This window comes from Serratia sp. LSHTC3, assembly GCF_057197125.1.
Genome location: NZ_JBXUNP010000001.1, coordinates 798,848 through 810,734, shown reverse-complemented (window position 1 = coordinate 810,734; position 11,887 = coordinate 798,848). Strand labels below are relative to the sequence as shown.

General features: G+C 64.7%; 12 protein-coding genes. 11 read left to right on the top strand and 1 reads right to left on the bottom strand.

The window, feature by feature from the left end; translation table 11 throughout:
• Positions 1 to 217 precede the first annotated feature (217 nt).
• A complete protein-coding gene (gene kdoO / locus AC2CGI_RS03835) occupies positions 218 to 1,111 on the top strand; it encodes a Kdo hydroxylase KdoO (protein ID WP_076740704.1) in 894 nt (297 codons plus the stop codon).
• 43 nt (positions 1,112 to 1,154) lie between these two features.
• On the opposite strand, the gene paaZ is transcribed toward kdoO, so the two are convergent.
• Positions 1,155 to 3,221 carry a phenylacetic acid degradation bifunctional protein PaaZ gene (gene paaZ / locus AC2CGI_RS03830; RefSeq protein WP_075685129.1) on the bottom strand — a complete coding sequence of 689 codons (2,067 nt, stop codon included), beginning with the start codon at positions 3,219 to 3,221 and terminating at the stop codon, positions 1,155 to 1,157.
• Positions 3,222 to 3,538: 317 nt separating this feature from the next.
• On the opposite strand from paaZ, the gene paaA reads away from it, so the two are divergent.
• Genes paaA through pcaF form a run of 10 tightly spaced genes read left to right on the top strand, consistent with a single transcriptional unit; the run spans position 3,539 to position 11,883 of the window.
• Positions 3,539 to 4,477 (top strand): 1,2-phenylacetyl-CoA epoxidase subunit PaaA, encoded by a 939-nt coding sequence (gene paaA, locus AC2CGI_RS03825; RefSeq protein WP_015378348.1) that lies wholly within the window; start codon positions 3,539 to 3,541, stop codon positions 4,475 to 4,477.
• Positions 4,478 to 4,498: 21 nt separating this feature from the next.
• Positions 4,499 to 4,786 carry a 1,2-phenylacetyl-CoA epoxidase subunit PaaB gene (gene paaB / locus AC2CGI_RS03820; RefSeq protein WP_004935173.1) on the top strand — a complete coding sequence of 96 codons (288 nt, stop codon included), beginning with the start codon at positions 4,499 to 4,501 and terminating at the stop codon, positions 4,784 to 4,786.
• 8 nt (positions 4,787 to 4,794) lie between these two features.
• Positions 4,795 to 5,553: a 1,2-phenylacetyl-CoA epoxidase subunit PaaC gene (gene paaC / locus AC2CGI_RS03815; RefSeq protein ID WP_015378349.1), complete on the top strand. Its 759-nt coding sequence runs from the start codon at positions 4,795 to 4,797 to the stop codon at positions 5,551 to 5,553.
• Between the two features lie 9 nt (positions 5,554 to 5,562).
• The gene (gene paaD, locus AC2CGI_RS03810; RefSeq protein WP_015378350.1) at positions 5,563 to 6,060 is read left to right on the top strand and encodes a 1,2-phenylacetyl-CoA epoxidase subunit PaaD; all 498 of its coding nucleotides are present in this window, start codon (positions 5,563 to 5,565) and stop codon (positions 6,058 to 6,060) included.
• A 13-nt stretch (positions 6,061 to 6,073) separates the two neighbouring features.
• On the top strand, positions 6,074 to 7,132 hold the full coding sequence (paaE, locus tag AC2CGI_RS03805) for a 1,2-phenylacetyl-CoA epoxidase subunit PaaE (RefSeq protein ID WP_021505789.1): 1,059 nt from the start codon (positions 6,074 to 6,076) through the stop codon (positions 7,130 to 7,132).
• Between the two features lie 8 nt (positions 7,133 to 7,140).
• Positions 7,141 to 7,914: a 2,3-dehydroadipyl-CoA hydratase PaaF gene (paaF, locus tag AC2CGI_RS03800; protein ID WP_015378352.1), complete on the top strand. Its 774-nt coding sequence runs from the start codon at positions 7,141 to 7,143 to the stop codon at positions 7,912 to 7,914.
• Positions 7,915 to 7,917: 3 nt separating this feature from the next.
• Complete coding sequence (paaG, locus tag AC2CGI_RS03795; RefSeq protein ID WP_004935188.1) at positions 7,918 to 8,709, top strand: 2-(1,2-epoxy-1,2-dihydrophenyl)acetyl-CoA isomerase PaaG; 792 nt, start codon at positions 7,918 to 7,920, stop codon at positions 8,707 to 8,709.
• A 2-nt stretch (positions 8,710 to 8,711) separates the two neighbouring features.
• Entirely contained in the window at positions 8,712 to 10,244 is a 1,533-nt protein-coding gene (locus tag AC2CGI_RS03790; protein ID WP_076740703.1) for a 3-hydroxyacyl-CoA dehydrogenase, read from the top strand.
• The gene (gene paaI, locus AC2CGI_RS03785; protein WP_015378355.1) at positions 10,241 to 10,681 is read left to right on the top strand and encodes a hydroxyphenylacetyl-CoA thioesterase PaaI; all 441 of its coding nucleotides are present in this window, start codon (positions 10,241 to 10,243) and stop codon (positions 10,679 to 10,681) included. The genes AC2CGI_RS03790 and paaI overlap by 4 nt, the downstream gene beginning before the upstream one ends.
• A complete protein-coding gene (gene pcaF, locus AC2CGI_RS03780) occupies positions 10,678 to 11,883 on the top strand; it encodes a 3-oxoadipyl-CoA thiolase (protein ID WP_021505792.1) in 1,206 nt (401 codons plus the stop codon). The genes paaI and pcaF overlap by 4 nt, the downstream gene beginning before the upstream one ends.
• The last annotated feature ends 4 nt before the right edge of the window (positions 11,884 to 11,887 follow it).

The following is an 11,887-nucleotide window of genomic DNA, read 5'->3' as shown; positions in this document are numbered from 1 at the left end:
TATCCTTATCAGGACTATTCTCTATATCAGGAAGCCATCGCACGCTTCGGCGCACTGCGCCCTGCTGATACATCCATAATAGAACCCACAAATTTCACGTTGCAATTGAGCGGCCTGTTGACGCCGCTCCAGCCAGCCACTGCGCAAGCCAGTGCAGCCAATCACGCGGCAACCTGAAAGACGGGAATAAAGCGATATAGATTTGCGAGGAGATCTCATGCCTACTGGCGATATTATGCGTGAACAGGCCGTCCTGACGCTGCCGTTGCGACAATGGGCGACAGCGGAAGCATCCAGCGCGGTCAGCGAACTGGAACAGGGCAAGGTACTGTTTCTGCCCGAACTGGCCTTCCCCCTGTCTGAACAGGAAATGCCGCTGCTGGATCCGACGTTGGTCGATCCGAAGCGCAAAAACATCAGCTATCAGCCGCTGTCCGGCAAACTGAGCGGCGTCGCCGTTGCGGAACGCCGGCAACAGGTTCAGCAACTGCTGGAGCGCTATTATCAATCTTGCCGCCAGCTGATCGCCGGGCTGTTGCCCGAGTATCAGGAGGCGCTGCACCACCCGACCGGCAGCCTGCGTTTGCACCCGGTTTCCGCCTGGCGGGCGACCAGTTCCTGGCGCAAAGACGACAGCCGCCTGCACGTTGACGCTTTCCCGTCGCGCCCGAACTACGGCGAACGCATTCTGCGCATTTTCACCAACCTCAACCCGCACGGCGAGCATCGCCAATGGCGCGTCGGCGAGCCGTTCCCTGAGCTGGCGGCACGCTTTATGCCGCGCCTCGCACGCTACTCCGCCCTCAGCAGCTGGCTGCAGCATCAGGTGCGCATCACCAAGACCCGCCGCAGCCATTATGACCACCTGATGCTGCAGTTGCACGACGCCATGAAGGCCGACGGCGATTATCAGCAACGGGGTCCGCAGCTGGCGCTGGAATTCCCACCGGGCAGCAGCTGGATTTGCTTCTCGGATCAAACGCCGCACGCCGCAATGGGCGGCCAGTTTATGCTGGAACAGACCTTCCTGTTGCCGGTGAACAAGATGCAGGATCCGCAGCGTTCGCCGCTGAAAGTGCTGGAACAGCTGCGCGGGCAGCCGCTGATCTGAATGGCTCGCCGCCGCCGGGATGCCGGCGGCGGCGAAACGCGCATTATGCCTCGAAGTCCCCTTGCTGGCGCGCCACCAGCGTCAGAATGCTGTAGAGCGCCACCGGTTGCTGTTCCTGATTCAGCACCTGCACATCCCACACCACCACGCCATGCGGCCGATCTTCGGCGGTTTTCTGCGGCTTGCGGATCTTCTTCTTGCAGGTTAACCGCACCTGAATGGTGTCGCCGATCTTCACTGGTTCAATAAAACGCAGATTCTCCATGCCATAGTTGGCGATCACCGGCCCGACGGCGGCGTCGACAAACAGCCCGGCCGCAGCGGACACCACAAAGTAACCGTGCGCCACCCGCTCGCCGAACAGCGAATCGGCGGCGCCGATCTTGTCCATGTGCGCGTAAAAGTGGTCGCCGCTCAGGCAGGCGAAGTTGACGATATCCGCCTCGGTCACGGTGCGGCGCGCGGTCAACAGGCTGTCGCCCAGCTGCAGCTGCTCGAAATATTTCCGGAACGGGTGCACCGGATGTTCGGCGACCGGCGCGCCGCGCACCCATTCGCCGCCGATGGCCGCCAGCATCGCCGGGCTGCCCTGGATCGCCGTGCGCTGCATATAGTGCTTCACCGCGCGCAGTCCACCCAGCTCTTCACCGCCGCCGGCGCGCCCCGGGCCGCCGTGCACCAGCATCGGCAACGGCGAACCGTGGCCGGTGGATTCCGCCGCCGCCTGCTCATCCAAAATCAGCATACGTCCGTGAGCGCAGGCCGCCGCGCGGATAAAGCGCTTGGCCACTGCCGGATCGGCGGTCACCAGCGATCCCGCCAGGCTGCCCTGCCCCAGCAACGCCAACGCGATCGCCTGCTCGGTATCCGCATACGGCATCAGCGTCGCCACCGGGCCGAAGGCCTCAGTGCCGTGCACCGCCTGATGGGTGAACGGATCGGCGCAATACAGCAGGGTCGGCGGATAAAACGCCCCACCGCGCGCGCCGTCGCCCATCACTTCCAGCTTATCCAACGACGCGCCGCACAGCGGTTCGCAGCCGTTGCGCAGCAGGAACTCCACCTTGCTTTGCACATCATCACGCTGCTCGTGGCTGACCAGCGCCCCCATGCGCACCTGCTCCAGCTGCGGGTCGCCCACCGTCACCCCCGCCAGACGCTGCAACAAGGCCTGACGCACCGCCGCCACCTGCGCCGCCGGCACGATGATGCGGCGGATCGCGGTGCACTTCTGCCCCGCCTTGGCGGTCATTTCACGGCACACCTCTTTGATAAACAGCGCAAATTCCGGCATCTCCGGCGTCACGTCTTCCGCCAGCACGCAGCAGTTGAGCGAATCCGCCTCCATGGTGAACGCGATCGATTTTTCCAACAGGCGCGGATGCGCCCGCAGCCGCTGGCCGGTCTGCGCCGAACCGGTGAACGTTACCGCATCCTGATAATCCAGGTGCGCAAACATGTCGCCGACGCCGCCGCATACCAACTGCAGCGCGCCTTCCGGCACCAGCCCGCTGTCGACGATCAGCCTGACCATCGCCTGCGTCAGCTGCGCGGTGGCGGTGGCCGGCTTGATGATGGCCGGCATGCCCGCCAGCCAGGTCGGCGCCAGTTTTTCCAGCATGCCCCAGCAAGGGAAGTTGAAGGCGTTGATATGCAGCGCCACGCCGGGGCGCGAGGTCAATACGTGGCGGGCGGCGAACTGCGCCTGCTTCGACAGCGGGATCAGCTCATCTTCCGGCCACAGCGTATCGTCCGGCAGATCGCGGCCGGCCATGCCGGCATAGGCGAACAGCGTGGCGATGCCGCCTTCGATATCGACCCAGCCGTCGCTGCGCGTCGCCCCGGTTTGATAGGAAATCTGATACAGCGCCTCTTTATGCGCCAGCAGGTGTTTCGCCACCGCTTTCAGCATCTGGGCGCGCTGCTGGAATGTCATGTGCGCCAGCGCCGGGCCGCCGTGGCTGCGGGCATAGCTCAGGCTGGCCGCTAACGGCAGGCCGTCGGAGCAGACCTGGAACAGCGCCTCGCCGGTTACGGCGTGACGGATCTCGCGCGCCTCTCCCTGCCCGTACACCCAGGCGCCAGAAAGATAACTGTGTAACTGCTGCATGTGCCCTCCGGAATTCATAAATTTTCACCATACAGCTTAATTACGTATCACATAAATGCCAGTCGACGCCAAACTCAATTTTAACAAAAAGAGAACAAGAAGCGCTTTCAAGCCGTTTCCCCTGGCATTAATACGGAGTCACTGCTTATTTTTATCAAATAAAATCAAATTATTAACAAAAACACCTGTGAGTGCGCTCGCAAAACCACATAAATCTCGTTTGATCTTTTTGTTATCAGTTTGTAGCCTTATGGTTAGTTAAAGTGATTCACATTTTTATATTTAATGTGAAAAATACGAATCACCAAGAGGCAAGCATGACAACTGACGCACAGTATCAGCAGCATTTCGACGACAAGATCGCGGCGGATATCGCCATTGAGGCTAAAGACTGGATGCCGGACGCCTATCGTCAGAACCTGATTCGGCAGATCGGCCAACACGCCCACTCGGAAGTCATCGGCATGCTGCCGGAAGCCAACTGGCTGACGCGTGCCCCCACGCTGCGCCGCAAGGCGGTGCTGCTGGCCAAAGTGCAGGATGAGGCCGGCCACGGTCTGTACCTCTACAGCGCCGCCGAGACCCTCGGCTGTTCGCGCCAGGACATCTACCAAAAGATGCTCGACGGCAAGATGAAATACTCCTCTATCTTCAATTACCCCACGCTCAACTGGGCGGATATCGGCGTGATCGGCTGGCTGGTCGACGGCGCCGCCATCGTCAACCAGGTGGCGCTGTGCCGCGCGTCCTACGGCCCCTATGCGCGGGCGATGGTGAAGATCTGCAAAGAGGAGAGCTTCCACCAGCGCCAGGGCTACGAGGCGGTAATGGCGATGGCCAACGGCAGCGACACGCAGCGCGCCATGCTGCAGGACGCCATCGATCGCTTCTGGTGGCCGGTGCTGATGATGTTCGGCCCGAGCGACGCCGACTCCCCCCACAGCGCCCAGAGCATGGCGTGGAAAATCAAACGTCACAGCAACGATGAGCTGCGGCAGAAGTTCGTCGACAACACCGTACCGCAGCTGGAAGCGCTGGGCATGACGGCGCCGGATCCGGATCTGCACTGGGATGCCGCTGCCGGCCACTATCGCTTCGGCGAGATCGACTGGAGCGAGCTGCATGAGGTGATCAAAGGGCGTGGCCAATGCAACCACGAACGCCTGCAGGCCAAACGCCGCGCCTGGGAAGACGGCGCCTGGGTGCGTGACGGCGCCATGGCCCACGCCGCGAAAAACGCTGCTTCCGCCGCATAGCCAACATAAGGAACCGAGATCATGAGCCACGTTGAATGGCCGCTGTATGAAGTGTTTATCCGCAGCAAACAAGGGCTAGCGCATCGCCACGTTGGCAGCCTGCACGCCGCCGACGACCAAATGGCGCTGGAAAACGCCCGCGACGCCTACACGCGCCGTAATGAAGGCTGCTCGATTTGGGTGGTGCAATCCCGCCATCTGATCGCCTCGCAGCCGGAAGATCGCGGCGCCTTCTTCGATCCTTCTGAAGACAAGATCTACCGTCATCCGACGTTTTACACCATTCCCGACGGCATCAAGAACATGTAGAGGCGACCATGACGGTTAACGATCCGCGCATCAGCTATTTGCTTCGCCAGGGCGACACGCCTCTGATCCTCGCCCAGCGCCTGTGCGCCTGGTGCGGCCACGCGCCCGAGCTGGAGATCGATCTGGCGTTGGCCAACATCGGGCTCGATCTGCTCGGCCAGGCGCGCAACTTCCTGGGCTACGCCGCCGAACTGGCTGGGCCGCCCTGCAGCGAAGACAGCCTGGCCTTTGGGCGCGACGAACGCCAGTTTCATAACCTGCTGCTGGCGGAGCAGCCGAACGGCGGTTTCAACGACACGTTGGTGCGCCAGTTCCTGCTCGACGTCTACCACGTGCAGCTGCACCAGGCGTTGAGCCGCAGCGGCGATGCGCAGATCGCCGCCATCGCTGCCAAGTCGTTGAAGGAGGCCGATTACCACCTGCGCTTCAGCCGCGGCTGGATGATCCGCCTCGGCGACGGCAACGACATCAGCCACCGCAAGATCCAGCAGTCGCTGGATAACCTGTGGCGCTTCACCGCCGAGCTGTTCCACGCCGACGCGCTGGAGCTTGAGCTGGCGGAACAGGGCATTGCCGTCGATCCGCGCGAGCTGCAGGCTCCCTGGCAAGCGCAGGTGGAAGAGACACTGCGCCAGGCGACATTGACGCTGCCCGCCGAGCAGGCGTTCCGTCACGGCGGCAAACAAGGCCGACACAGTGAACACCTCGGCCCGCTGCTGGCGGAGATGCAGTTCCTGCAACGCGCCTATCCAAACGGCCAATGGTAGGAGGCCGCGATGAACGTCACTCGTTTGCAACCCGCTGAAATCCCGCAGATTTGGCACTGTCTGCAACAGATCAGCGATCCCGAGCTGCCGGTGCTGTCGATCACCGATTTGGGCATGGTGCGCGACGTGGCGCGCGACGGCAACGGCTGGCGCGTGACCTTCACCCCCACCTACTCCGGCTGCCCGGCCACCGAATTTCTGCTCAACGCCATCGAGCAGCGGCTGACGGCCGCCGGCTTCAGCCCGGTGCAGGTGGACATTCGCCTCAGCCCGGCCTGGACCACCGATTGGATGAACGCCGACGCCCGCGAACGGCTGCGGCAATACGGCGTAGCGCCGCCGCAGGGCCACACCTGCGATCGGCCGCATGCCCACGGCCCGGTAGCCTGCCCGCGCTGCGGCAGCACCCACAGCGAGAAGATCAGCGAGTTCGGCTCCACCGCCTGTAAAGCGCTGTACCGCTGCTGCGACTGCCGGGAACCGTTCGATTATTTCAAATGCATATAGGAGCGCTGACACCATGACGGTCTTTCATCGCCTGAACGTCGCCGCCATCGAGCGCGAAACGCCGGACGCCGTAGCCATCACCCTGCGGGTGCCCGAAGAGCTGCAAAACCAATACCGCTACACCCCCGGCCAGCACCTGACGCTCAAGGCGCTAGTCAACGGCGAAGAGCTGCGGCGTTGCTATTCCATCTGCAGTTCGCCGCAGGAAGGCCTGCTGCAGATCGGCGTAAAAGCGATTGATCAGGGCCGTTTCTCCGGCTTCGTCAACCGCATGCTGAAAGTCGGCGATGCGCTGGAAGTGATGGTGCCGCAGGGGCGCTTCGGCTATCAGCCGCAGGCGGAGCGCCGCGGCAACTATCTGGCGATCGCCGCCGGCTCCGGCATCACGCCGATGCTGTCGATCATCAAGGCGACGCTGCAGCTTGAGCCGGGCAGCAGCTTCACCCTGATCTACGGCAACCGCAACAGCCGTTCAATGATGTTCAAAGAGGCGCTATCGGATCTGAAAAACCGCTATCCGCAGCGTTTTCAGCCGCTGTACCTGTTCAGCCAGGAGAGCCTCGACAGCCCGCTGCTCAGCGGCCGCATCGACCGTGAACGCCTGGCGGCGATCGGCGGCGCGCTGCTGGATTTCCGCGACTATGACCACGCCTTCATCTGCGGGCCGGAATCGATGATGGACGACGCGCAGACCGTGCTGGAACAGGCCGGCGTTCCGGCCAACCACATCCACAGCGAACGTTTCAACACCAGCGGCCTGGTCGCCCGCCCGCGCCACAGCGTTGATCGCAATGCCACCCGGGTGGCGATCCTGCTCGACGGCCGCCGATTGGATATCGAGGTCGGCGAACAGGACGACAGCATTCTCGATGCCGCGCTGCGCCAGGGCGCCGATCTGCCCTACGCCTGCAAAGGCGGCGTGTGCGCCACCTGCAAATGCCGGCTGAAGGCCGGCCAGGTGGAGATGGGCGTCAACTACAGCCTTGAGCCGGATCAGCTGGCGGCGGGCTACGTATTGAGCTGCCAGTCGTGGCCGAAAGGAGACGGCGTGGTGTTGGACTTCGACGTCTAGGAGCCGCGATGGATACCCCCTTTATTTTGCATCAGCAGCAACACCGCGTGGTCACGCTGACGCTGCATCGCCCGGAGGCGCGCAACGCCCTGAGCACGCCGTGCCTGGAACAGCTGGTTACCCGGCTGGAGCAGGCTGACGCCGACAGCGGCGTGGGCGCCGTGGTGATCGCCGGCGCGGCGCGCTTCTTCGCCGCCGGGGCCGATCTGCGCGAACTGCAACAACAGGATCTGCCGGCCGCGCTGGCGGACAGCCGTCCGCAGCTGTGGCAGCGGCTGGCGCAGTTCAGCAAGCCGCTGCTGGCGGCGGTGAACGGCTATGCCCTGGGCGCCGGCTGCGAGTTGGCGCTGGCCTGCGACATCGTTATCGGCGGCGAAAGCGCCCGCTTCGGCCTGCCGGAGATCACCCTCGGCCTGATGCCAGGGGCCGGCGGCACCCAGCGCCTGATCCGCTGCGTCGGCAAGTCGCGCGCCAGCCAGATGGTGCTGACCGGCGAAGCCATCGACGCCCGCACCGCGCTGCACTCTGGCCTTATCAGCGAAGTGTGCGTCGATGCCCTGACGCTGGAGCGCACGCAGCAGATTGCCGATCGCATCAGCCGTCAGGCGCCGCTGGCGCTGCGCGCCGCCAAACAGGCGCTGAAACAGGCCGAGGAAATCGGCCTTAGCCAGGGGCTGGCGATGGAGCGTCAGCAATTTGTCACCCTGGCCGCCACCGACGATCGCCGCGAAGGCATCGCCGCCTTTTTCGAAAAACGTACGCCAAACTATCAGGGGCGCTGATTTATGGATAACGCATTGATTCTCAGCCATCTCGACGCCGGCGTGTTGACGCTGACCCTCAACCGGCCGGATCGGCTCAACAGCTTTAATGACGAGATGCATCGCCAGCTGAGCGAAGCGCTGACGCAGGCCGAGCGCGACGACAGCGTGCGCTGCCTGCTGATCGCCGGCGCCGGGCGCGGTTTCTGCGCCGGGCAGGATCTCAACGATCGCAACGTCAGCGCCGATCAACAGGCGCCGGATCTCGGCCTGTCGGTCGAACGTTTCTACAACCCCCTGATCCGCCGCCTGACCGCCCTGCCGAAACCGGTGGTATGCGCGGTCAACGGTGTGGCGGCCGGCGCCGGTGCCGCGCTGGCCCTGGCGTGCGATATCGTCATCGCCGCCGACAACGCCAGCTTTATTCAGTCGTTCTGCCGTTTGGGGCTGGTGCCGGATTCCGGCGGCAGCTGGTTCCTGCCGCGGCTGGCCGGCCACGCCCGCGCGATGGGCATGGCCATGCTGGGCGACAAAATCAGCGCCCAACAGGCGCTGGAGTGGGGCATGATCTGGCAGGTGGTGCCGGCGGATGAATTGGCCGACCGCACGCAAACGCTGGCGCGCCATCTGGCCACCCAGCCGACTTACGGTCTGGGGCTAATCAAGAAAGCCATCTACAGTTCGGCCACCAACAGCCTCGATCAACAACTCGATCTGGAGCGCGATCTGCAGCGATTGGGCGGCCGCAGCGACGACTACCGCGAAGGCGTCAGCGCGTTCTTCGCCAAACGCACGCCAAACTTCAGCGGGAAATAGCCATGAACGCGTCCCTTCTTAACGGCCAGGTGGCGGTGATCGGCGCCGGCACCATGGGCATCGGCATTGCGCAGGTGGCCGCCGCCGCCGGTCACCCGGTGCGGCTGTTCGATATCGCGCCCGCCGCCGCCCAGCGCGCGATCGATGAACTCACTCGCCGCCTGCGCCAGCGGGTCGACGGCGGCAAGGCCGACGCCAACGCCACCGAGGCGCTGCTGGCACGCCTCGAACGCGCCGATTCGCTCGAGCAACTGGCCAACAGCGCGCTGGTAATTGAAGCGGTGGCGGAAAATCTGGCGATTAAGCAGAGCCTGTTCCGCGATCTGGAAGCGGTCTGCTCGCCCACGGCGCTGTTCGCCAGCAATACCTCCTCGCTGTCGATCACCGCCATCGCCGGCGCCTTGCAACACCCGGCGCGCATGGCCGGGCTGCACTTCTTCAATCCGGCGCCGCTGATGAAGCTGGTGGAGATCGTCAGCGGTCTGGAGACCGGGGCCGAGACCCTCGCGGCGCTGCAGGCCCTGGCGCAGCGCTGGGGTAAGCAGAGCGTCGTGTGCCGTTCGACGCCGGGATTCATCGTCAACCGCGTGGCGCGGCCGTTCTACGCCGAAACCCTGCGCGCGCTGGAAGAACGGGTGGCCGACGCCGCCACCCTGGATGCGGTAATGCGCGACGCCGGCGGTTTCGCCATGGGCCCGCTGCAGTTGACCGATCTGATCGGCCAGGACGTCAATTACGCCGTGACCGACTCGGTGTATCAGGCCTTCTACCAGGATCCGCGCTTCACCCCCTCACTGGTGCAGCAGGAATTGGTGGCCGCCGGACATCTCGGCCGCAAATCCGGCCGCGGCTTCTACCGCTACGACGCACAACGCCCCGCCGCAGAGATGATCGCCTTTGCGCCGCCGGCGCAGGCCGCGCCGCCGCAACGCGTCACGCTGCACGGCGACTGGTCTTCTCTGGCCGCTTTAGCGGAACTGTTGATCGAAAATGCGGGGGCGATCAAACAACCTGGCCAGACCAGCCCGTACCTCACGATCGACGACGTTACACTGATGTTAACCAATGGTAAAACCGCCGGCCAACTGGCCGACGAACGTGGAACGCCTGTGGTGCTGTTCGATCTCTGTGCCGACTATGCGCATGCCTCCGCCATCGCCATCAGCTGCGCGGCGCAAAACGGCGCGCAACACAATGCCAAAGCGATCCGTCTGCTGCAGTCCCTCGGCAAACGCGTCATCCCGTTGCCGGATTACCCCGGCCTGCTGACGATGCGCACCCTGGCCATGCTGGCCAACGAAGCGCTCGACGTGGTGAACAAAGGCGTCGCCGGCGCCGAAGATACCGATCTGGCGATGCTGCGCGGCGTCAACTATCCGCGCGGCCCGCTGGCCTGGGGCGCCACGCTCGGCTGGCGCCATATTCTGGCGACGCTGGAAAACCTGCAACGCTATTACGGCGAAGCGCGCTATCGCCCGATGCCGCTGCTGCGCCGCTACGCTTCCCCCGCCGCTTTCCCAGGAGCCGAACGATGAACGCCAATACGCCGCGCGCGCTGGCTCAGCGCTGCGCCGAACAGATGTTCCAGCAAGATACCTGCGCTCAGGCGATGGGGATGCACATCGACGCCGTCGACGCCGGGTACGCGCAGGTCAGCATGACCGTCGGCCCGCAGATGCTCAACGGCCACCAAACCTGCCACGGCGGCCAACTGTTCAGCCTGGCGGACACCGCCTTCGCCTACGCCTGCAACAGCCAGGGGTTGGCGGCGGTAGCCTCCGGCTGCAGCATCGACTTCGTCCGCCCGGCGCTGGCCGGCGATCGCCTCACCGCCAGCGCGCAGATGCGCCATCAGGGCAAAGCCACCGGGCTGTATGACGTCGAAATCGTCAATCAACAGGGCAAAACCGTCGCCTGGTTTCGCGGCCGCGCGCACCGCCTTGGCCACAGCATTTTAGGAGATCAGGCATGAATCAGGCATTTATCTGCGACGGCGTGCGCACCCCGATCGGCCGCTACGGCGGCGCGCTGGCGCAGGTGCGCGCTGACGACCTCGCCGCCCTGCCGCTGCGCGTGCTGCTGGAGCGCCATCCGCAGGTGGATTGGGCACAGCTGGACGACGTGATCCTCGGCTGCGCCAACCAGGCCGGGGAAGACAACCGCAATCTGGCGCGCATGGCGCTGCTGCTGGCCGGATTGCCGGTCGGCGTTTCCGGCACCACGGTGAACCGCCTGTGCGGTTCGGGCCTGGATGCGTTGGCAATGGCGGCGCGCAGCATCAAAGCCGGCGACGCCGGGCTGCTGCTGGCCGGCGGCGCGGAGTCGATGACCCGCGCGCCGCTGGTGATGGGCAAGGCCGACAGCGCCTTCAGCCGCCAGGCGCAGCTGTACGACACCACCCTCGGCTGGCGCTTCGTCAACCCGCGCATGCAGGCCGAGTTCGGCACCGATTCGATGCCGGAGACCGCCGAAAACGTCGCGGCGCAGTTCAATATCAGCCGCGCCGATCAGGACGCCTTTGCGCTGCGCAGCCAGCAGCGCGCCGCCCGGGCGCAGGCGCTGGGCCACCTGGCGCAGGAGATAGCCCCGGTCAGCCTCACCGGTAAAAAAGGCGTGGTCACCCTGTTCAGCCAGGATGAACACCCGCGCGCCGACACCACCTTCGAGCAGCTGCAGGCGCTGAAAACCCCATTCCGTCAGCCCGGCAGCGTCACCGCCGGCAACGCCTCGGGCCTGAACGACGGCGCGGCGGCGCTGATCGTCGCCTCCGAAGCAATGGCGGTGCGCCAGGGGCTGACGCCGCGCGCGCGCATCGTTGCCACCGCCACCTGCGGCGTGGAGCCGCGGCTGATGGGCATCGGCCCGCTGCCGGCCACCCGCAAGGTGCTGGAGATCGCCGGGCTGAGCCTGGCGCAGATGGACGTCATCGAACTGAACGAAGCGTTCGCCGCCCAGGCGTTGGCGGTGATGCGCCAGCTTGGCCTGCCGGACGATGCCCCGCAGGTTAACCCCAACGGCGGCGCGATCGCTCTGGGGCATCCGCTGGGCATGAGCGGCGCGCGCCTGGCGCTGGCCGCCCTGTTTGAACTGGAACGGCGAGCCGGCCGCTACGCGCTTTGCACCATGTGCATCGGCGTCGGCCAAGGCATCGCCATGATCATTGAGCGTGTCTGACCCC

What these genes read in the sequence shown, in the direction of transcription:
- paaE (WP_021505789.1), top strand. Translation starts at nt 6,074, where the DNA reads ATGACGGTCTTTCATCGCCTGAACGTCGCCGCCATCGAGCGCGAAACG.
- paaI (WP_015378355.1), top strand. Translation starts at nt 10,241, where the DNA reads ATGAACGCCAATACGCCGCGCGCGCTGGCTCAGCGCTGCGCCGAACAG.
- paaD (WP_015378350.1), top strand. Translation starts at nt 5,563, where the DNA reads ATGAACGTCACTCGTTTGCAACCCGCTGAAATCCCGCAGATTTGGCAC.
- paaG (WP_004935188.1), top strand. Translation starts at nt 7,918, where the DNA reads ATGGATAACGCATTGATTCTCAGCCATCTCGACGCCGGCGTGTTGACG.
- paaZ (WP_075685129.1), bottom strand. Translation starts at nt 3,221, where the DNA reads ATGCAGCAGTTACACAGTTATCTTTCTGGCGCCTGGGTGTACGGGCAG.
- paaF (WP_015378352.1), top strand. Translation starts at nt 7,141, where the DNA reads ATGGATACCCCCTTTATTTTGCATCAGCAGCAACACCGCGTGGTCACG.
- paaA (WP_015378348.1), top strand. Translation starts at nt 3,539, where the DNA reads ATGACAACTGACGCACAGTATCAGCAGCATTTCGACGACAAGATCGCG.
- kdoO (WP_076740704.1), top strand. Translation starts at nt 218, where the DNA reads ATGCCTACTGGCGATATTATGCGTGAACAGGCCGTCCTGACGCTGCCG.
- pcaF (WP_021505792.1), top strand. Translation starts at nt 10,678, where the DNA reads ATGAATCAGGCATTTATCTGCGACGGCGTGCGCACCCCGATCGGCCGC.
- AC2CGI_RS03790 (WP_076740703.1), top strand. Translation starts at nt 8,712, where the DNA reads ATGAACGCGTCCCTTCTTAACGGCCAGGTGGCGGTGATCGGCGCCGGC.
- paaB (WP_004935173.1), top strand. Translation starts at nt 4,499, where the DNA reads ATGAGCCACGTTGAATGGCCGCTGTATGAAGTGTTTATCCGCAGCAAA.
- paaC (WP_015378349.1), top strand. Translation starts at nt 4,795, where the DNA reads ATGACGGTTAACGATCCGCGCATCAGCTATTTGCTTCGCCAGGGCGAC.